Below are 18,129 nucleotides of genomic sequence, written 5' to 3'. Positions count from 1 at the left end.
GTGCCTCCTGGGCGGTAGGGAGGAGAAAAGTGGTTCCATTGGGCCGGGAACTCGTGTGAGGAAAATCCTCAAGAACTTCCCCCAGAGGAAAGGCTTTGGGATTCTCTGGATGGTGGTCCGTCAGGCTGGAGACCTCGAGTACGTTGAGGTGTGGGTGATCAAGGGAAAGACACGGTACAACCTGCTTTTCCAGAAGATATCCCCGGAGACTACGTGCTCGTAGAAATGGAAAAGGGTGTGAGGAGTCAGTACGGGAACATGACCACGACGGCGAGGGCTGCCGCAGGCTTGTCTTTCACGGTTATGCTCGCGCTCGCGACCCTGAACTCGGCCAGCTTCCAGCCGCGCTGGGCGAAGCCCTCCTCGACCATCTTCCTGACCATCTCCTCGGCCTCTTCTTTCGTGCAGTAGCCGGAGTACTCATAGATAAGACCGCCCTCGTTGTTCTCGCTTATGCCGACTCCAAGGGCCGCGCTGATGGTCATACCGGGCTCGTCGCTCTCGATGTGGGCGTAAACCGTTGGAAGGAGCATTCCTATCGGAACGTCGTGAACCTCGTTCATCCACTCGATGTGGGCCGGGATTACACTGCTGAGCTTGACGAGGTTGACGTTGCCTATTCCGAGCTTGAGGAGCGCGTTGTCAAAGGCGTTAAGCTTGGTGCCGCCCTCAGCGGTGGCGGCTCCCATAAATGCTCTCTTCGGAGTTGTCCAGCTCATATTAGTTCCCTCCTTCTTTTCTCACTTATTAGGCGATTATATGGTGAAGCAACGGTTCGCTTACTCGCTACTCTGCGGGCGGCTTAAAAACGTTTCGCTACATCTGAACGGGCCGGCTAAAAAGCCCTATATGGGAAAACCCTGCATAAAAACCAAAGATGTTCCCTAAGGAGCCCCGCTGGCCTTTTTTGGACTCCAGTAGTTCACGAGCCTCCCAACCGTGGCCGAGGCGAATATGCCGAGGACGCTCGCGAGGGAGGACATGGCGTACATGTGCTCGCTCAGAACCCCTGAGACGAAGCCGATCTCTCCCATCAGAAGGCCGAGCACGCCGAAGCTCGCTATTCCTGCGCCGCGGACGAGGCTCTTGGATAGGCTGTCCCTCCGTACGGCGAGCGCTGAGAGCAGGAGCCTCACCGTGTAGATAACCACGAAGAACTCAACGACGACGAAGGAAAGCTCCGTCTCAAAGTTCAGACCACGCCAGGCGAAGAATATAGGGGCGAAGATGCCGTAGGTGACACCGCTGATGATAGTGGTTAGCCTGTCGTATTGCTTGGTTCCAAGGAGGTCGCTGTGCATGAGAAGACCGGCGAGGAAGCCGCCTATCGTGAAGTGCATCCCTATCTCCTCACTTATGAAAGCGAGGGACGTGGAGAGTATCATGAACAGTCCAAAGACAGCCTCGTCGCTCCTTAGCCTGCGGAGGAAGCGGATGAGCATCACCTTGTGCCTTATTCCTATAAGGTAGTTGACGTAGAGTATCCCGCCGATGAAGGCGGCGTCTTTGAATATGTCCCACAGGATAGGCGCGTAGTTCCCGGGGCTCTCGTGGAACCTGACCACCATGTAGACGATGAAGAGCCCCATGACCTCGCTTATGACCGCGTAGGAGAGGGCGACGTGGAGAAAATCCTCGCCAAAGAAGCGTTTGAGGCGGAGAACTATCGGGGCGGATGCTATAGAGAGTATCGCCGCCGAAATGACGTTGTCCGAACCAGCGCTCCATCCTGTAAAGGGAAGCGTGGTGGCGAACATGACGGCGTAAGTTATCCCGTACAGCGGCAGTGTCGTCTTCCCGGCGTAGTGGAGCTCCTCCGGTGTGACCTCAAGGCCCGCGGATATCATGAGGAAGAACAGGCCCAGCTCGGCCATGAGCTCCAGCTGATCCCTTGGCATCCCGACGAGAACCGCACTCAGGATCATCCCCGCGGTTATCTCGCCCAGGAAACCAGGGTAGCCCAGCCTCTCGAAAACCTCTGCCAGGAGCCTCGCGAAGGCTATAATCACGAAGACGTACCCGATTATTTCCATGTTGGCCCCTACGGTGCACAGCTTAATAACCGTTGTGCCGGGCAAGGCTTTTATCCTTTGGGAGAGAGGTTTCTCCATGAGGCACTACGAGATAGTCAGGATAAAGGAGAACGGGAAGATCGAGATACCCCGCGACTACGCCTACGACCTGGGCCTCGTGGAGGGGGCTTACTTCCTGGTCGAGATCGACACGGACCTCAAGGAGCTTCACGCCGAGAGAGTGGCCCTGCCCGGGAAGCGGCTCGTTGAGGTTGAGCTTGTCGTTGAGGACAGACCCGGGGTTCTTGCGAGGATAAGCGGGCTCATGGGGAAGCACGGGGCAAACATACTTTTCAGCGAGTCCGAGGAGCTCTCCTCCATCGGCATGGCAGGCATAGTAGCGGTTATAGACGTGAGCGGTATGGAAGGAACCGTAGAGGGCCTAATCGAGGAGCTCAAGGCGCTCCCTGAGGTGAGGGAGGTCACGTTCCGCTCACTGGAGTGACAGGAGAAGCACGACTGCGGCCACGAAGACCGCCACAAGGACGTTTATTTCTTTTCCCACGTCGCCGGAGCTTAACCTGACCCTCTTCTCGAGGAGACCCGTCCTCTTAAGAATTGCAAAGCTGATAACGGCTATAGCTATGTTCAGGGCGTCCTTCAGGTTAATCCCGGTTCCAAGGAGGAGGCCTGCCAGGAAAGCCGCGAGGGCCAGGCCGAAGGAGGACAGCTTCCAAGCGGGCAGTAGTGAGGGGCTCTGCCCTCTCATGAGGTAGTAGTTCAGCTTCGTGAAGGAGATGAGCGTCCCGATGGTTCCGAGGAGGACTGCGAGCTTCCATCCGTCGCTTAAACCTGACGAAACGAGCCCCTTCGCGTAGGCGCCGACGAAGGGAGAGACGCCGCCTATGGCGAGGCTGAGCATGAGAACGGAAACCGCTATCACTGACTCGTTTTTGTATCCGAACTCCCCCAGCTCCCTGCTCTTGGTCGAGATTGAACCCACCGCGAGGAAGAGGCCGCCCTTGAAGATGGAGTGGGCCATCGCATAGTAGGCAGCGCCGACGAAGTTGAGGCTCGCTATTCCAAGGAGCACGTAGCCCATCTGGGAGACGGTGTGGTAAGCTAAGAGCCTCTTGGCGTCCCTCTGGAGGAGGGCCATGCCTATGCCGAAGAACACAGAGGCAACCGCGGTACCCATTAGAACCGTTCGTAGAGTCTCCCCTACCGGGAGGGACGAGAACAGGAGTACCATTCCGTAGGCGGGGGCCTTGACCACCGCTCCGCTCAGCAGGGCACTCACGGGGGTTGGTGCGCGGGAGTGCGCATCCGGGAGCCAGCTGTGCAGGGGAAAGATACCCGCCTTCAGAAGGAGGGAGGCAGTAGCTATGGCGATGGCCGCGCCCAGCTCCCTCGACGGGACTGCCGTCCTTGAGGCAAGCTCAGCGTTCAGGTAGCCGGTTTCCATGTAGATTAACCCCAGTGAGAAGATGAACATGTACGAAGCCAGCAGGGAGAGCATTAGGTACTTGAAGGCCGCCCTCTTGGCGCTGGATTCTTTGGAGAGCGCCACAAGCGCGAAGGCCGAGACGGAGGCTATCTCCATGTAGATGTAGAAGTTGAAAAAGTCCCGGGCTATGAACGCCCCGAGGAGCCCTGTGTGGACGAGGAGGAGCAACGCAAGGACTTTGGGCGTCTTCTTGTCGCGGAAGCTGAAGTACTGGAGGGAGTAGATGGAGACGAAGGTGAAGAGTACGAGCTCGCCGACTATAAACGGGGTATTAACTTCAGTTAACGCCACCTCTATCCCCGCTTCCCTCGGCCAGCCGCCGACGATTTCACTCCCGCCTCCAGATAACCATGCCACAGGGATTGGGAGGATTGCTCCCGCAATGAAGAGTGCCTGCACAGCCCGTTTACCCGCGTGGAGGACATCGAGGAGCACGATGAGGAACGCCGTAAGGAGAGGGGAGGCCACCATCAGGGGGAGCACTCACCATCACCCCTCATTCGGATTATTATGGCGAGGGCCAGCGATGTTATGGCAACGTCGACTACGAGCGTGGTGAGCATGAGTGTCGCCGGAAGGGGGTCTACCGGATCCGTCGGCATTATCGGGACGTCCTTCCCAGGGGAGTAGGCCAGCCCGACGAAGAAGAGCACCAGGCCGAGGGAGACAATGTTTATTGAAAGGACTAACTTTACCGGCTCCCTCTTGGTCATCAGGCCGTAGATTCCGACCAGCATTATGATTATTCCTGCCTGCTCTGGACTAATCACTCTCAACCCACCTCAGCAGGATGTAAAAGACGAAGGTGAAAGCGGCGCCGACTTCGAGGCCAACTATGACGTTGAACGGGAGGATTATCCCACCCTCGGTCGGAAGAAAGTTTGCGTAGAAAGCTCCGAAAGCCACCCCGGTCAGCCCGAGGAGCACCAGCAGCACTCCTGCGGAGCTCTCTATAAGGCTCGCCCAGTTGAAATGGAACTTCCTCCTGACCTTCGCGTATCCGTGGGAGGTGATGAGCAGTATAACCGCTACCGCAAGGATGACTCCCCCCTGGAAGCCGCCGCCGGGGCTCATGTGGCCGTAGAGCATCAGATATGCCGCGTAAGTGACAAGGAACGGGCTGACCATCTTCGTAGTCGTCCTCACGACCGTGCTCATCTTCACTTCTTCTTCCCTCCCAGGAGGATGTAAAAGCCGGTGACTGCCGTGAAGAGAAGGCTTGCCTCACCGAGGCTGTCGTACGCCCTCCAGCCGGCGAGTATGGCCGAGACGAGGTTGGGGACGCCTATCTCCTCCCAATGGGAGACGTAGTAGGTGTAGCTCCCCTCGTAAGGTGGGGAGTAGGTTAGTGAGAGGAGCAGGAAGCCGAGGGCAGCGGTCAGGAGTAGTGCCACCTTCTTCACTCCGCCACCTCCTCTATCGTGAATATGAAGACTCCTATGACAACCGCGCCCACAACTATTGCCGAGAGGGCGACGTCGGGGGCGTTCAGCTCGAAGAGTGCGAGGACGAAGAGCAGGCTCAGCAGGGAGTACTTGACGACGGAGCTGACTAGGTTTTTCTCCTCGACCACCGCCAGTGCAAGGAGGGCCATCGCGACGAATATAACGTCAAGGATTGTCCCAAGCATACATGTCCACCACCACTTTCGGTATCACCCCGTACCTGTAGGCCGCCCTCGCGATGGCGTGGCTCACCATGGGGTTCATCATCGCTATCAGGAAGGCCAGCACGAGGAACTTGGCCCTCACCAATGCGGGGGCGTCCATCGTGAGCACAAGGTAGAGGATTATGCTCATGGCGCCGCCGGTGTCGCACTTCGTGGCAGCGTGGAGCCTCGTGTACACATCGGGGAAGCGGATTATTCCCAGGGCCCCGAAGACCATGACAGCTTCGCCAAAGAGCAGGACCAAAACCTCAGGTCCCACTCCGACCCCTCCTCTCCATGTACTTTGCCAGAATGAGCCCCCCGACGGAGTTCACCATGAGGAGCACTATGGCAAGGTCTATCAGGTAGTACTCTTCCCTCATGACGGAGACGAGGGCTATTATCACGACGACCTTCGTCGTTACCGTGTTGAGGCCCACCACCCTGTCCGGGAGGGTCGGTCCCCTAAGAACGCGGTAGGTTATCAGCACCGCGGTGAAGACAAGGAGGTAGAACGCGCTCACCAGAAGACTTTCTTGAGCCATTCCTCGATGTCCCCCTTTATCTTTTCTCCGGCCTTCTCCCTGTTGAGGGTTTCCACGTCTATCCAGTGGACGTAGAGGTAGGTCTCCCCCAGCTTCTTGTTGACGTCCAGGGTGAGTGTCCCCGGGGTAAGTGTGATGGAGTTCGCCAGTATCGTGATGCCAGTATCGGAATGGAGGTCAGTCTTTATCTTGACTATGCCGGGGTTGATGTCCATGAAGATTACGTTCTTGGCAACCTTGAGGTTGCTCTCGAGCAGGCGGAAGGCCATTATAACGACGTACTGGGGGAGGTAGATGAAGGTGAAGTAGAGGAGCTTTTCAGCTATGTGGCCACTCTTCCTTATATCCTCCGTCAGGAGGTCGCGCATGAATGCCGCTATGATCCCCGTAACCGCCGCACCCACGAGGAGGTTATCCAAGCTCAGACTACCAGAGATAACGACCCAGAAGGCGATGAGCACTGCCCATGTGAGGATAATTCGCTCCCACGCGGGAAGTTTTGAAGCCTCGAACTGCCCATGGGTTACCCTCTCTCTGAGGCGCTCAAGCCTCTCCTTGAGGTAGAAGGGGACACGGCTCATACTGTATTTTAGGGTGAGGGGAGTTATAACGCTTTTGCAATTGACAATAAATCCACAGGATTTACGAAATCCTTTCTGGGTTTGAACAAAAATGTCGAAACTTTGGGGGCCTCAATGGAGAAAGGCGAACGTGACCCCTTCGCTCATGGAAAGGTTTAAATCTCTGCGCTTCCTACGAAAATCGGTGATGTTCATGATTGAAGTCGGCGAATACAAGGTTAAGGAAGGGCTTTACTACACGAAGGACCACGAATGGGCCCAGGTTCTTGAGGACGGGACTGTTCTTGTTGGTATAAGCGACTACGCCCAGAAGGAGCTTGGCGATTTGGCCTACGTCGAGCTTCCGGAAGTGGGCAAAGAGGTCAGCAAGGGCGACGTCCTCTGCGAACTTGAGAGCGTTAAGGCCGTCAGCGAGGTCTACGCCCCTGTCAGCGGAGAGGTCGCCGAAGTCAACGAGGCCCTTGAGGACAGCCCGGAGCTGCTCAACGAGGACCCCTACGAGAACTGGATAGCCAAGCTCAAGCCGAGCAACCTCGACGAGGAGCTCAAGGAGCTCATGGACGCCGAGGCTTACGCGGAGTACCTCGAAAGCCTCTGAGGAAAAGTTAAGTAGTCCTTTTCCTTATTCTTCTTGGTGGTTTCCATGGAGGTTCTGAAGGAGTGGGACGTTAAGGTTAAGCTCGTGAAGACCAAGCGGGGAGCGATCCTCCACATGATAGAGCTCGAGCCGGGGCACTTCTACCTCGAGCAGAACCCTCTGAAGGATTCCAAGTATGGGGTTGCCTACAGGAAGATAAAGGAGAACTTCCCTGAGTTCTACATGTTCTGGGAGATAAAGAACAACCACTACACAGGCAAGCTTTTAGCTGGAGCGTTCCTCGAAAAGAGGGAGATAGACGACTTCATCACCCAGCTCGCCAAGAGCGAGGAGTACAAGAAGTTCGAGAACGTCATGGAGAACATCGAGGAGCTGAAGGAGTGAGCTCGGCTCTTTTCTTTCATCATCCCGATGTCAGATACCCTAGAGCTCTTCATCGCTCGTTCTATCCTTTCCAAAAAAGGGTTAAAAGAGTAGCGGCTCGGCCAGTATGCCCCTCATCACGGTACTGTGCGAAGCGCAGTTTCAGATATCGTGAGGCTCGTCATCGCCGTGACTTTTCGGGTGTGCTACTCCAAAGTTGAGAGGACTTCATTATAAGCACTCTCTATCTCCGAGGCAACAACTTTCCAAGAGTATTTCCTTTCGACGGCCTTTCTCCCGGCTCTCCCGAGATCCCCTGCCAGTTTTTCATCGTCTAAGATGGTCTGAACCGCCTCTTTAAGGGCCACTTCGTCACTGGGCGGAACCAAAAGACCGCTTCCGCTCTCCTTGACGACCTCTGGAATCCCACCAACGTTGGAGGCCACAACTGGAATCCCCGAGGCCATGGCTTCGAGGATGACTATGCCGAAGGCCTCTGCCGTTGTGGAAGGAAGTACAAAGACGTCTGCCATCCCGAACAGCTTGGGAAGGGTATTCCCGGGCACGTATCCTGTAAAGACAACCCTGTCTTCAATTCCTAAGAACTTCGCCTGCGCCTTCAGGAAGGGCAGCATCTCGCCTGAGCCAACCATGACGAGGGTCGCATCTTCAAACTCCCTGGAAAGGTTCTGGAAGGCGTTGAGGAGGACGTGAGGCCCTTTCCTGAACGACATCCTACTGACGTACAAAACAACGCGCCCTTCAATCCCGAGCTCTTCCTTCACGCGCTTCTTTTCCTTTTGACTGAGGGGCCTGAAGACCTCGTCGTCAACGCCGTTTGGGATTACTCTGACAGGAACGCTGGTAAAGTGCTCTATGAAGGCCTTGGCGGCATTGCTGACCGCTATTATCCCGTGGGGAAAGCTCAGGTAATGGCTGAACAGGGGAAAGGTTAAGCCCAGTGCCCTCCAGAGGGACGATTCGTGGGAGAAGGAAATGCTGTGGGTCGTCAATAAAGTAGCCTTCCCTAGGTTCCTTCCGGCCTTCACAGCTTTCAGCGACAGAGGCGTGAAGGCGTGGTGGGCATGAACTACCTCAAAGTCCCTGAGGAACTCCCCAAGCTCAAGGTTGGACTTCAGGCCGTAGGTGATGTTTATGCTGATTATCGGACTTACCGTTCCGGGAATCTTAATGAGTTCAATTCCCAGTTCCTCAAGCTCTTCCTCCTTTCCGGTCTTGAGGTCGTTTGTCACTACGGCAACCTCATGACCCCTCTTCCGAAGGTGAGCCGCGAGGTGGTGCATGTGGCTGGCCACTCCACCCACCTTTGGATAGTACCAATCGCTGACGAGGGCTATCCTCATGAACTTCCCCCCGCCAGAAGGAGCGCTACGACCATTGCCGCATCAAAGGCACGGTGTGCAGTTTTGGGCTTAATACCCAGGCCCCTCCTGGCCACCACCAGGGATGAGACAACGGCCATGGGCGGGGTGAGGGTGTAGAGGACGATTCCAATGGCGATGAGCGAGAAGATGTCCACGAGAGCCTCGCTCTTTCCCTTACCGATTACCACGGGCGTTGTCCTGAGTCCGGCTTTTAGGTCGCTCTCGTAGTCCTCAAGGTGGTTTCTCAGCTCAAGTGCGAACGAGTAGAAGGTTATGGCAGCTGCAAGCCATATTTCAGTCTGCGAAAGGCTCCCATCGACCAGTGCACCGTACAGGAATGGCAGTCCGCCGAAGAAAAGCCCGTGGGAGAGGACATCGACCACAGGCCTCGCCTTCAGCCTCGGCGGGGCGGAGTAGATGGTCGCCAGGGTCGTCATGACAGCGTAAACTGCAAAGGCCTCGCGGTTGAGGGTGAAGGCGAGACCCGTTCCAGCCATTGCGAGGAGAGCCGACAGCCCCAGCCCCTCCCTCAACGTCAGCTCTCCGGACGCCACCGGATTCTTTCGTGCCTTAAGGGGGTTCAGCGAGTCCGTATCGACATCAAAGCAGTTGTTTATCGAGAACGCGTACCACACGAAGAGAACACCCGCTATAAGCGCTGTTATCAATTCCTCCGGCCCAGCCTCTTGGAGATTCATCAGCAGGGCCAGTCCTATTAGAGCAACGTAGGCCCTTCCCTCGAAAGGCCTGAGGTTTTTAATCACAGCTGAAACCGATGCCATCGTTTTCACCATCTTCCCTCTTGAGGAAAATGTTATAAACCTTTTCACTAATCAGTGAATAGGTATGAAAGAAAAATTTCAGAGGGAGAGGTATGGAAGACGTCCTCCGGACCCTCGCGAGGAGCTTGAAATTCTTCGAACTTGGAGAAACGGAAATCAGGATTTACTCCCTCCTTCAGCGGGAGTCACTGACGCCGAGGCAGATTGCGAAGGCCCTCGGCCTGTCGGAGAGAATCGTCAGGGAGAAGCTGAAGCACCTCCTCGAGCTGGGCCTGATTGAGAGAACACTCGTGAACAGGGGGTGGCTGGGTTACGTTTACCACGCCAAGGCTCCTCAAAAGGCCCTTAATGAGCTTTTAAGCCGCATTGAGTCCACGCTAAAGGCGCTGGAGAACGAAGTCCAAACGAATCTGAAAGGATGAGCTTTGGATCTCTGGCAAAACCTTAACTACCACCCCAGTAGTTAACTACTGGGGCAGAAGTTAAAGGGAAAAGAGGTAAAATCAGGCGTTCTGTCCTTCCCTCTTCTTCGTGAGGTACTCGTGGATGGCCTTAGCGGCTTTTCTTCCGTCACCCATCGCGAGGATTACGGTTGCCTCGCCCCTTATTGCGTCTCCGCCCGCGAAGACGCCCGGAATGCTCGTCATGAGATTTTCATCGACGACTATCTTTCCGCGCTCAACCTTGAGGCCTGGGGTGTTGACGATGAGCCTGTTCGGGTGCTTTCCAATGGCTATGATGACGGTATCTGCTTCGAGGGTGACGTATTCGCCCGTTCCGACTATCTTCCTCTTGCCTCTGCTGTCCTTCTCTTCCAGGGCCTTCATCTTTTCGAACTTAACCGCCTTCACCTTGCCGTTCTCGTCGCCGATGAACTCAACCGGGTTGATGAAGTACTCGAACTTGATGCCCTCTTCCTTGGCGTGGTGGACCTCCTCAATCCTCGCGCTGACGTCCTCCGGGCCGCGGCGGTAGGTGATGGTGACGTCGGCACCAAAGCGCCTCGCGCTCCTCGCGGCGTCCATCGCGGTGTTTCCGGCACCGATAACGATGACCTTCTTGCCAACGTAAACCGGAGTGTCGTACTCCGGGAACTTGTAGGCCTTCATGAGGTTAACCCTGGTGAGGAACTCGTTGGCCGTGTAGATGCCGTTGAGGTTTACTCCGGGGGCGTTGACGAGCCTTGGGGTTCCAGCGCCGGAGCCGATGAAGACGGCATCGTACTCTTCGAGGAGTTCCTCAATGGTTACCGTCCTCCCGACGACGTGATCGGTGAGTATTTTAACGCCGAGCTTCTTTAGCTTTTCAATCTCACTCTCAACGATGCTCTTGGGAAGCCTGAACTCAGGAATGCCGTACATCAGGACGCCACCGGCCTCATGAAGAGCCTCGTAGATTGTCACGTCATAGCCGAGCTTGGCCAGCTCGCCGGCCGCTGTAAGTCCGGCCGGACCGGCGCCAATGATAGCGACACTCTGGCCCTTCTTCTCGATCTTCGGAATTATCTCAAAGAGAAGCTCCTCGTCTATGCCCTTCTCGCGGGCGTAGTCGGCAACAAAGCGCTCGAGCTTGCCGATGTTTATCTTGTCTCCCACTTTACCCATGACACAGTTCATCTCACACTGGTCCTCCTGCGGGCAGACGCGGCCGGTGGTGGCCGGAAGCGAGTTGCAGGCCCAGATGACGTTGAGGGCCTCCTTGACGGCCTTGTCAGGGTCATCGCGGTACTCCACGAGCTTGCTTATGAAGCCGGGGATGTTGATGTGGACCGGACAGCCCTTGATACAGGGGGCGTAGTCATAGGGGCACTGGAGGCATCTTTCAGCTTCCTTAACGGCCAGCTCAAAAGTGTAGCCGAGGTTGACCTCGGCAAAGTCCTTAACCCTCTCCTCTGCCGGCCTCTCCGGGGTTGGGACGCGCTCCTTGATGAGCTTTCTTCTAACCGCCATCACTGCTCACCTCCCTGGGCCTGGAGCTGCTTTAGATACGTCTCAAGGGCAAGCCTCTCCATCGGGGCGTAGAAGCCGCTCCTGTGGATCAGCTCGTCCCAGTCAACCTTGTAGGCGTCGAAGCCAGGCCCATCAATGCAGGCGAATTTGACCTCACCGCCTACGGTGACACGGCACGCTCCGCACATTCCGGTGGCATCAACCATGATCGGGTGGAGGTCGGCGTGCATCGGGATCCCGAACTCCTTGACGACGTTGAAGACCGCCTTCTGACCGCCGGCCGGGCCAACGGTTAGTATCATGTCAAAGTGCTCGTTCTCAAGGAGCTCCTTGACCTTGGCAACGGCCCTCTTGACGAGCTCCTGGGCTATCTCGTTCATTCCCCAGCCAGGCTGGAGGTCGAAGCCCTCAACGATATGCCTTGAAACCGCGTTCTCAAACTCCTCCTTGAGGATGACCATCGGGTTGGGAGAAACATGGAGCGTTGTAACCTCGTTTCCGGCCTCCTGCCAGGCCTTGGCTATGGGAAATACCTCAACGATTCCCGTTATCATGCCTATCGCGAGGATTTTGCCAAACTTTTTCATGGGAGCAGGGTTTCCGAGCGGACCCGCGACGTTGAGGAGCTCATCGCCAGGCTTAAGCTCGTTGGCCATCCTCATGGTAGTCTTTCCCCTAACGAAGGTTATGAGGGTTATCCATCCCTCATCCCTGTCCCATGTGACCGGAGTCAGGGGGATCCTCTCACCATTGGGGAAAGCCCTGACTATGACGAACTGGCCCGGCTGGACCTTCTTCGCCACGTGAGGGGCGTGTATCTTGTACCAGACCTCGTTCATGGCGAGCTCCTTCTTGTCAAGTATCTTGTAAGGCATGATGAACACCTCCGTACATGAGCCCAAAGCTGGACATCTAAAGGTTCGCAACATTGGGTGCTTATAAATCTGTTGTTAACCAAAGGTTGGAGATTTAGAAGTATCCTCGGACGGTGAGAGAAAGGATTAAAAAACATTCGTGAGGAGAGTTAACGGGGGAAACACAATGAGGAAGCAAATCTACATTGCCTCGGTTGTCCTGACCGCGATCGCGCTCTTCTGGCCGATCCTCTACGGCAATATCACCATCCTGATGAGAATTCCGGGCGACCCCGTCCTCCAGGCGGTTGCAGGGGTGCTGGTCTTCGGGACTCTGGCGTACTTCACTTACGGAGAAGATGAGGGGGCAGAGGGGGAAGAAGCAGAGGAAGAGTTCACAGCTTCCGGATGAAGGTTATGTATCCCGTGTGGGCCAGCATCGTCGTCTTCGGTCTCATGCACTCCTTCTTGATCTCCTGCTCCCTGACGAGAACCTCGACGACCCTCGGCCTGTAGAAGTACTCCCTGTACTCCTGAAACGCCTGGAAGAAGCGGTGGACCTGGTTGGCGCAGGGCGTGTAGGCCACAAAGTATCCTCCCGGGCGGAGAACCTCGACCGCGTGAGGTAGAACGTTCTCGGGCTGGGGTAAGTCGAGCACGATGTGGTCCGCGCGCTCCTCGTCTATGCCCTCGTAGATGTCCTTGAGCTTTATTGTGACTCTATCAGAGAAGCCGGCTAGTTCGACGTTCTTCCGGGCTATCTCGGCGTGGTCTTCCCTGATTTCGTAACTGATTACCCTTCCGCTCGGCCCCACTATGTTCGCCAGGAAAATTGTGAGCGCGCCGCTGCCAACGCCGGCCTCTATAACCGTGTCTCCTGGCGAAATCCCCGCGTAGGCGATTATTATGCCGGCGTCCTTTGGGTGGATGATCTGCGGCCCGCGCCTCATCTTGGCTATGATGTCGTTGATATCAGGCTTAATGACCCTGAACTCTTCCCCTTTGTGGCTGGTTATAGAGGATCCGTAGGGCTTCCCTATAAGCTCCCCGAGCTTGAGTATGCCCAGGTCTGTGTGGAACTCCCTGTCGGAGACCGTTACGAGGTAGCGCTTGCCCCTCCTGTCTATTAGCAGGACCTTATCTCCCTCCCTGATCAATACTCTCACCTTCCTTCTTCACTTTCAGACCTCTCTCTGAGACGTGGAAGACCATTGAGGATATCCCCTCAAGCATGGCTAGATGCTCCCTTCTCATGACGCCCTCGTTTATAAAGTGAACCCCCACCCAGTCCTCCGTTGGTATTGTGCTGACAGCAGTTATCAACGATCTGATGGCGTCGTCATCTCCAAAGTGGATGTAGTGTCCTAGGCCGAAGGTGACGACATACTCCGGTTTGGAGGGCAGCCTGCTCATCTTGCTTATGATAGTGTGGTAGTTCTTCAGGAATGTAGATGGCTCGTAGGTGGGTGTTATCTCTTCGAAGACTCCACCGTAGCTGGCCGAGCCAGGACCTATCTTAACGACCTTAATATTCCTCATAAGCTCGATGGTGCGTGAGTACTCCCTTCCGGAAACCCTGCGTATGTAGTTCCTGAACAGCAGATCACCCACGCCGAAGAAGTCGGCCACTACAACGCCGTTTCTCTCGAGCAGCGCGGGTATCAGGAAGCCCCAGGAGAACCCTTCAACCGGGTAGGTGGACTCGTATTCTATGAGAACGGAATCTCCCCTGTTGGCCTTACCGAGAAGGTACTTCTTGAGGGTGGATGTGTCCATACGTCTCACCAAAAGGGTTTTTAACGGCAGTTCTTTTAAACCTTGTCAGGTGAGAAGATGAGAAAGTTCGTGGTGTGGCCCAACGAGCTCGACGCCAGGCTCAGCAGACGCTACGGCAGGGCCGTGGGCAAGGAATTCGCCGTGGATTCTCCCGGAGTTCAGGAGATAGCGGACGCGGCCGTGGCCCTCGGGATGAAGGTCATCGAGGTGGACGCGGAGAAGATGAATCCGAGGCTGGCTGGTCTCGACGAGGAGTACAGGCTAAAGGGTATGCTTCGGATAGAGAGCAAGCACCCCAAGGGCAAATCGCTGAAGATGCTCGGCCAGAAGATCAGGGAAATCAGAAAAACTCAGGTTAAATCCAAAGGCAAGAAGCACAAATCCGGGAAGAAAAAGAGGTGATCACTCCTCTTCTTCCATTTCCACGACTATAGCCGTGGTAGTGTCGATGACGCCGTCGATGTTGTGTATGTCGTGGAGTATTCTTCTGGTGAGTTCGCCGAGGTCGTTGGCCTCGATGTGGACTATTGCATCGTAGGGGCCGGTAACGGCGTCAGCCTTGGTAACACCCGGTATCTGCTTTAGAGCCTCTATAACGCTCTCGACTTTTCCAATCTCAACGGTCAACAAAACATACGACCTGACCATTTTTCACCACCGCGGAAAGGCTTTACATCTTTATCTTTCCTCTCAACTCATTTAAGCTTTTCGTAGTTTTTTCAAGTTCTTTGGAGTAGTATACCGGTATTTACTGACTTTAAGTAACCCATAGTGCGGTTAAAATGTCCATACTAGACGCAGGGGGGCATCGAAAGGTTTATTACTTTCGCTGCCCTTATGAAACATGCCCTTAATGTACAGGGGTGAGTATTAATGAAGGCAAAGCCTACAATAGCCCTATTGGTCGTGTTTTTGGTAGTTTTCTCGGTTGTTGCCAGCGGCTGTATCAGTGGCGGAGGCGAAACCACCACAATTTCCCAGAGCCAGACTACCACTGAGAGCCAGACAGGTGGCCAGACCACGACATCCTCGGGTGGAACTGCCACGTCCACCCAAACGACCACCCAGACCCCGGCGGAAGTGAAACCTGGAATACTCGAGATGGACAACGTCTACGTTATCGTCACCGATAAGAGCGTCGTAGTCGTTGGCCCTAAGGGGGCCAGCCCCACCGTTGAGGTACCCACCGACAGGAAGGTCATAAAGATTGAGTACGAGGTTGACGAGGCCAACACCCCAGACGTCCAGACCCTCATGGAACAGGGTCAGGGATTCGGTGCCATTAACCCGGCCTTCTTCCGCGATGAGCATGTCGATGCCCTCATCATAGCCGCCAGGCGTGAAACTGACCCGACCATAAGGACGGAGCTCTTTAAGGCCCTCTATATGCTCGGAAACAAGCTCGTGCCCGAGGTTATCCTCGGCCAGAACAGGCAGCTTCGTGTCTACTGGGACTGGGTCAAGGGACGCTACTACCACCCGACCCTTGCTGAGCGCTACGACCTCCTGAGCGAGGACTCCAGCGCCCCGACCGTCAAGATCGGTATCAAGGACTACACCAACGACCCCGAGACTTACACCATAGCCACGATTGGCTGGCCGGAGAGCTTTGACCCCGCCATGACCTACGAGACCTTCGGATGGGAGATCTGGCACGAGATCGGTGACACCCTCGTCACCTACTGGAAGGAGGACACCGAGACCGTCAGCCCGGACCTCGCCGTTGCCTGGGCCCACAACAAGGATGGCACCGAGTGGTACTTCCTAATCCGCGGCGGCGTTAAGGCCTACGACCCGTGGAACGACAAGACCTACCCGATCGACGCCACCGACGTTGCCTTCACCTTCCTCCGTGTTGAGAGACTCGGTCACAGTGTCAGCTGGATGGTCGACGGCTTCATGGATGTCAACAACTCCGCCGCGCTCACCGAGGACGAGTTTGACCAGTACCTCAAGGAGCACCCGCTCGTCGCCGAGTTCGGCGGCAAGAGCACCGAGGTCAAGAGCCTTGACGAGCTCAAGCAGTTCTTCGGTTACAGCGGGGACACCGCCGGAGTCTTCAAGCTTGTCCTGCCGCAGCCCTACGCTCCTGTTCTCGGAATACTAGCCGACCCGTTCCTCAGCGTCGTCCCGATGGAGTACCTCCTCGGCGACAAGTATGAGGAGGCCCTCGCAGCCAGCGACAACGGCCACAACCCGAGCGCTTGGTGGAACTACCTGAGCGAGGGCAAGAGTGATCCGACCCACCAGCTCATGCACAACAACCCTGTTGGAACAGGTCCGTTCTATGTGGCAGACTACCAGAAGGACGCCTATATCGTCCTCGAGTACAACCCGTACTACTGGAACGCTACGGCAACTCCGGGCCACAAGAGGGTCGTCTACATCATCAACAGCGACGCCATGGCGAGGATTAACATCTTCAAGACCGGAACGGCAGACGTCGTCGTCATACCGCCTGAGAAGATGGACACCGTAAAGGGTCTCACCCTCGATGGGTTCAACTCAGTTGTCCAGACCGACATCCTCCAGCCGATATTGACCTTCCTCGTCTTCAACACCCAGAAGGAGCCCTTCAACGATCCACTAGTCAGGGAGGCCCTTGCCTACGCCGTCCCATACGATCAGATAAAGCAGATCGTCTACCAGGGACTCCTCGAGATGAACTACGGACCGATACCGAAGCCGTGGCCTGGCTACACCGAGGAGGGCATCATCAAGTACAACTACAACCTTGCCAAGGCTAAGCAGCTTCTCAACCAGGCCGGCGTCGACCCGACCCAGTACAAGATAGAGCTCATCTACAACGAGGGCAACGCGGCACGTGAGAAAATCATGACCCTCCTCCAGAACGTCTGGAGCCAGCTCGGCTTCCAGGTCACCGTCAACAGCTACAACTGGCCGACCTACCTTGACAAGACCGAGCACGGCGAGTACGACGTTTATATCGTCGGTTGGGTCCCGGATTACCTCGACTCCGACAACTGGGTTGGCCCGTTCCTCTACGGCGCCACGGAATTCAAGAGCCTTGAGATAACCGTCAGCTGATTTTGAGTTTTCTTTTTTCTCTCCGATTTTTGAGACCGTCCATGGAGAAAAGACCAAAAGACGCAGGGGGGATAGAATTGGCGAACCTGAAGAAATTCCTGATAAGGAGGCTCCTCACTTTCATACCGACCCTCATCGGAGTCACTCTCATAGTCTTTTTGATAGCGTACGTCATTCCCGCGGACGTTGCCAGAGCGTGGGCCGGTGGTGAGAAGGCCAGCCAGGCGTACATGGAGCAGATCAGAAAGGAGTACCACCTCGATGAGCCTTGGTACGACCAATACTGGTTCCTAGTAAGCGGTCTGGCAAAGAATGACATAATAGACCCGAGGACATCCAACTACGTGTTCGACGACATAAGCGAGAGGTTTCCAGTAACGTTTGAGCTGGCGTTGATGGCGTTCTTTTTCATACTGATCATAGGGATACCCCTGGGTATAATCTCGGCCCTTAAGAGGAACACCTGGGTGGATACCGTCATCAGGTTCTTCGCCCTCACCGGCGTTTCCATGCCGGTGTTCTGGTTGGGCTACCTCCTCATCTTCGTGTTCTTCGTTAAGGTCCACTGGATAACCCTCGCGGGCTTCCCGGCCCCGCCGGAGCACCAGATAACCCACATCCCGATAATAGACGCCCTGATCACGGGCGATTTCCAGACCCTCGGCCAGCACCTCCACAGGCTCTGGCTTCCGGGCTTCACGCTCGGCTTCATGGGAGCCGGCGTCCTGGCGAGGTTCGTCAGGAACAGCTTCCTCGAGGCCATAAGCAGCGACTACGTCGCGTTCCTTAAGGCGAAGGGCGTCCCCAAGAGGGCCATCTACCGTCACGCTCTCAAGAACGCCATGGTTCCAATAGTCACAGTCCTCGGACTCCAGTTCGGTGGCCTCCTCGGTGGAACCCCGATCACGGAGACCGTCTTCGGCCTCCCTGGAATGGGTTCCTACGTCATAGAGTCCATCAGGAACCTCGACTTCCCGGCGGTGGTGGCGATAACCATGGTCTTCGCCCTGATATTCCTCATAACCAACCTCGTCGTGGACATACTCTACGCTCTAATAGACCCGAGGGTGAGGTACTGAGA

General features: G+C 55.8%; 26 protein-coding genes. 9 read left to right on the top strand and 17 right to left on the bottom strand.

Features of this window, described 5'->3' with window-relative positions:
• Positions 1-55 precede the first annotated feature (55 nt).
• On the top strand, positions 56-223 hold the full coding sequence (locus A3L08_RS00425) for a hypothetical protein (RefSeq protein WP_157721564.1): 168 nt from the start codon (positions 56-58) through the stop codon (positions 221-223).
• 22 nt (positions 224-245) lie between these two features.
• Here A3L08_RS00425 and A3L08_RS00420 read toward each other — a convergent pair whose 3' ends face one another.
• Together A3L08_RS00420 and A3L08_RS00415 are read right to left on the bottom strand one after the other, a co-directional pair.
• Complete coding sequence (locus A3L08_RS00420; protein WP_088853167.1) at positions 246-719, bottom strand: pyruvoyl-dependent arginine decarboxylase; 474 nt, start codon at positions 717-719, stop codon at positions 246-248.
• 165 nt (positions 720-884) lie between these two features.
• On the bottom strand, positions 885-2,033 hold the full coding sequence (locus A3L08_RS00415) for a cation:proton antiporter (RefSeq protein WP_088854844.1): 1,149 nt from the start codon (positions 2,031-2,033) through the stop codon (positions 885-887).
• 76 nt (positions 2,034-2,109) lie between these two features.
• On the opposite strand from A3L08_RS00415, the gene A3L08_RS00410 reads away from it, so the two are divergent.
• Positions 2,110-2,517: an ACT domain-containing protein gene (locus A3L08_RS00410; RefSeq protein WP_088853166.1), complete on the top strand. Its 408-nt coding sequence runs from the start codon at positions 2,110-2,112 to the stop codon at positions 2,515-2,517.
• Here the strand turns inward: A3L08_RS00410 and A3L08_RS00405 are convergent.
• From A3L08_RS00405 to A3L08_RS00370, 8 genes are read right to left on the bottom strand one after another with little or no spacing between them, the layout of a single operon-like run.
• Entirely contained in the window at positions 2,506-4,002 is a 1,497-nt protein-coding gene (locus tag A3L08_RS00405; protein ID WP_088853165.1) for a proton-conducting transporter transmembrane domain-containing protein, read from the bottom strand. The genes A3L08_RS00410 and A3L08_RS00405 overlap by 12 nt on opposite strands.
• Positions 3,990-4,289, bottom strand: a complete 300-nt coding sequence (locus A3L08_RS00400) for a cation:proton antiporter subunit C (RefSeq protein ID WP_088853164.1) — start codon at positions 4,287-4,289, stop codon at positions 3,990-3,992. The genes A3L08_RS00405 and A3L08_RS00400 overlap by 13 nt, the downstream gene beginning before the upstream one ends.
• A complete protein-coding gene (locus tag A3L08_RS00395; protein WP_088853163.1) occupies positions 4,282-4,683 on the bottom strand; it encodes a Na(+)/H(+) antiporter subunit B in 402 nt (133 codons plus the stop codon). Before A3L08_RS00395 ends, A3L08_RS00400 begins: the two co-directional genes overlap by 8 nt.
• Positions 4,680-4,922: a hypothetical protein gene (locus A3L08_RS00390; RefSeq protein WP_088853162.1), complete on the bottom strand. Its 243-nt coding sequence runs from the start codon at positions 4,920-4,922 to the stop codon at positions 4,680-4,682. The genes A3L08_RS00395 and A3L08_RS00390 overlap by 4 nt, the downstream gene beginning before the upstream one ends.
• Positions 4,919-5,149, bottom strand: coding sequence for a hydrogenase subunit MbhD domain-containing protein (locus A3L08_RS00385; RefSeq protein WP_088853161.1), 231 nt, complete (start codon positions 5,147-5,149; stop codon positions 4,919-4,921). The genes A3L08_RS00390 and A3L08_RS00385 overlap by 4 nt, the downstream gene beginning before the upstream one ends.
• A complete protein-coding gene (gene mnhG / locus A3L08_RS00380; protein ID WP_394335131.1) occupies positions 5,130-5,447 on the bottom strand; it encodes a monovalent cation/H(+) antiporter subunit G in 318 nt (105 codons plus the stop codon). Before mnhG ends, A3L08_RS00385 begins: the two co-directional genes overlap by 20 nt.
• Positions 5,437-5,712 carry a monovalent cation/H+ antiporter complex subunit F gene (locus A3L08_RS00375; protein WP_088853160.1) on the bottom strand — a complete coding sequence of 92 codons (276 nt, stop codon included), beginning with the start codon at positions 5,710-5,712 and terminating at the stop codon, positions 5,437-5,439. The genes mnhG and A3L08_RS00375 overlap by 11 nt, the downstream gene beginning before the upstream one ends.
• Positions 5,688-6,293 carry a Na+/H+ antiporter subunit E gene (locus tag A3L08_RS00370; RefSeq protein ID WP_088853159.1) on the bottom strand — a complete coding sequence of 202 codons (606 nt, stop codon included), beginning with the start codon at positions 6,291-6,293 and terminating at the stop codon, positions 5,688-5,690. Before A3L08_RS00370 ends, A3L08_RS00375 begins: the two co-directional genes overlap by 25 nt.
• Positions 6,294-6,486: 193 nt before the next feature.
• Between A3L08_RS00370 and gcvH the strand changes: the two genes are divergently transcribed.
• Complete coding sequence (gene gcvH, locus A3L08_RS00365) at positions 6,487-6,891, top strand: glycine cleavage system protein GcvH (protein ID WP_088853158.1); 405 nt, start codon at positions 6,487-6,489, stop codon at positions 6,889-6,891.
• Positions 6,892-6,936: 45 nt separating this feature from the next.
• Positions 6,937-7,275, top strand: a complete 339-nt coding sequence (locus A3L08_RS00360) for a DUF7132 family protein (protein ID WP_088853157.1) — start codon at positions 6,937-6,939, stop codon at positions 7,273-7,275.
• A 185-nt stretch (positions 7,276-7,460) separates the two neighbouring features.
• Here the strand turns inward: A3L08_RS00360 and A3L08_RS00355 are convergent, their stop codons facing one another.
• Positions 7,461-8,618, bottom strand: coding sequence for a glycosyltransferase family 4 protein (locus A3L08_RS00355; protein ID WP_088853156.1), 1,158 nt, complete (start codon positions 8,616-8,618; stop codon positions 7,461-7,463).
• Positions 8,615-9,433, bottom strand: a complete 819-nt coding sequence (locus A3L08_RS00350) for a UbiA prenyltransferase family protein (RefSeq protein ID WP_335755211.1) — start codon at positions 9,431-9,433, stop codon at positions 8,615-8,617. Before A3L08_RS00350 ends, A3L08_RS00355 begins: the two co-directional genes overlap by 4 nt.
• Before the next feature lie 80 nt (positions 9,434-9,513).
• Between A3L08_RS00350 and A3L08_RS00345 the strand changes: the two genes are divergently transcribed.
• A complete protein-coding gene (locus A3L08_RS00345; RefSeq protein ID WP_088853154.1) occupies positions 9,514-9,843 on the top strand; it encodes a helix-turn-helix domain-containing protein in 330 nt (109 codons plus the stop codon).
• Between the two features lie 81 nt (positions 9,844-9,924).
• Here A3L08_RS00345 and gltA read toward each other — a convergent pair whose 3' ends face one another.
• Positions 9,925-11,370, bottom strand: a complete 1,446-nt coding sequence (gene gltA / locus A3L08_RS00340) for an NADPH-dependent glutamate synthase (RefSeq protein ID WP_088853153.1) — start codon at positions 11,368-11,370, stop codon at positions 9,925-9,927.
• Positions 11,370-12,245, bottom strand: coding sequence for a sulfide/dihydroorotate dehydrogenase-like FAD/NAD-binding protein (locus A3L08_RS00335; protein ID WP_088853152.1), 876 nt, complete (start codon positions 12,243-12,245; stop codon positions 11,370-11,372). Before A3L08_RS00335 ends, gltA begins: the two co-directional genes overlap by 1 nt.
• 166 nt (positions 12,246-12,411) lie before the next feature.
• On the opposite strand from A3L08_RS00335, the gene A3L08_RS00330 reads away from it, so the two are divergent.
• Positions 12,412-12,636 carry a hypothetical protein gene (locus A3L08_RS00330; protein ID WP_088853151.1) on the top strand — a complete coding sequence of 75 codons (225 nt, stop codon included), beginning with the start codon at positions 12,412-12,414 and terminating at the stop codon, positions 12,634-12,636.
• On the opposite strand, the gene A3L08_RS00325 is transcribed toward A3L08_RS00330, so the two are convergent.
• Positions 12,620-13,381 (bottom strand): tRNA (adenine-N1)-methyltransferase, encoded by a 762-nt coding sequence (locus A3L08_RS00325; protein ID WP_088853150.1) that lies wholly within the window; start codon positions 13,379-13,381, stop codon positions 12,620-12,622. The genes A3L08_RS00330 and A3L08_RS00325 overlap by 17 nt on opposite strands.
• Positions 13,362-14,000: a DUF257 family protein gene (locus A3L08_RS00320; protein WP_088853149.1), complete on the bottom strand. Its 639-nt coding sequence runs from the start codon at positions 13,998-14,000 to the stop codon at positions 13,362-13,364. Before A3L08_RS00320 ends, A3L08_RS00325 begins: the two co-directional genes overlap by 20 nt.
• A gap of 57 nt (positions 14,001-14,057) precedes the next feature.
• Between A3L08_RS00320 and A3L08_RS00315 the strand changes: the two genes are divergently transcribed.
• A complete protein-coding gene (locus A3L08_RS00315) occupies positions 14,058-14,402 on the top strand; it encodes a signal recognition particle protein Srp19 (protein WP_088853148.1) in 345 nt (114 codons plus the stop codon).
• Here the strand turns inward: A3L08_RS00315 and A3L08_RS00310 are convergent, their stop codons facing one another.
• Positions 14,403-14,648, bottom strand: a complete 246-nt coding sequence (locus tag A3L08_RS00310) for an Lrp/AsnC family transcriptional regulator (RefSeq protein ID WP_088853147.1) — start codon at positions 14,646-14,648, stop codon at positions 14,403-14,405.
• Between the two features lie 225 nt (positions 14,649-14,873).
• Here A3L08_RS00310 and A3L08_RS00305 point away from each other — a divergent pair, with 225 nt between their 5' ends.
• Positions 14,874-17,048, top strand: a complete 2,175-nt coding sequence (locus A3L08_RS00305; protein WP_088853146.1) for an ABC transporter substrate-binding protein — start codon at positions 14,874-14,876, stop codon at positions 17,046-17,048.
• Positions 17,049-17,125: 77 nt separating this feature from the next.
• Positions 17,126-18,127 carry an ABC transporter permease gene (locus A3L08_RS00300; RefSeq protein WP_088853145.1) on the top strand — a complete coding sequence of 334 codons (1,002 nt, stop codon included), beginning with the start codon at positions 17,126-17,128 and terminating at the stop codon, positions 18,125-18,127.
• Positions 18,128-18,129: the final 2 nt, after the last annotated feature.

It is taken from the genome of Thermococcus pacificus, from assembly GCF_002214485.1.
Taxonomy (GTDB): domain Archaea; phylum Methanobacteriota_B; class Thermococci; order Thermococcales; family Thermococcaceae; genus Thermococcus; species Thermococcus pacificus.
Note: the sequence above shows the minus strand (reverse complement) of the source record. Positions and strands in the feature narration are given on the sequence as shown.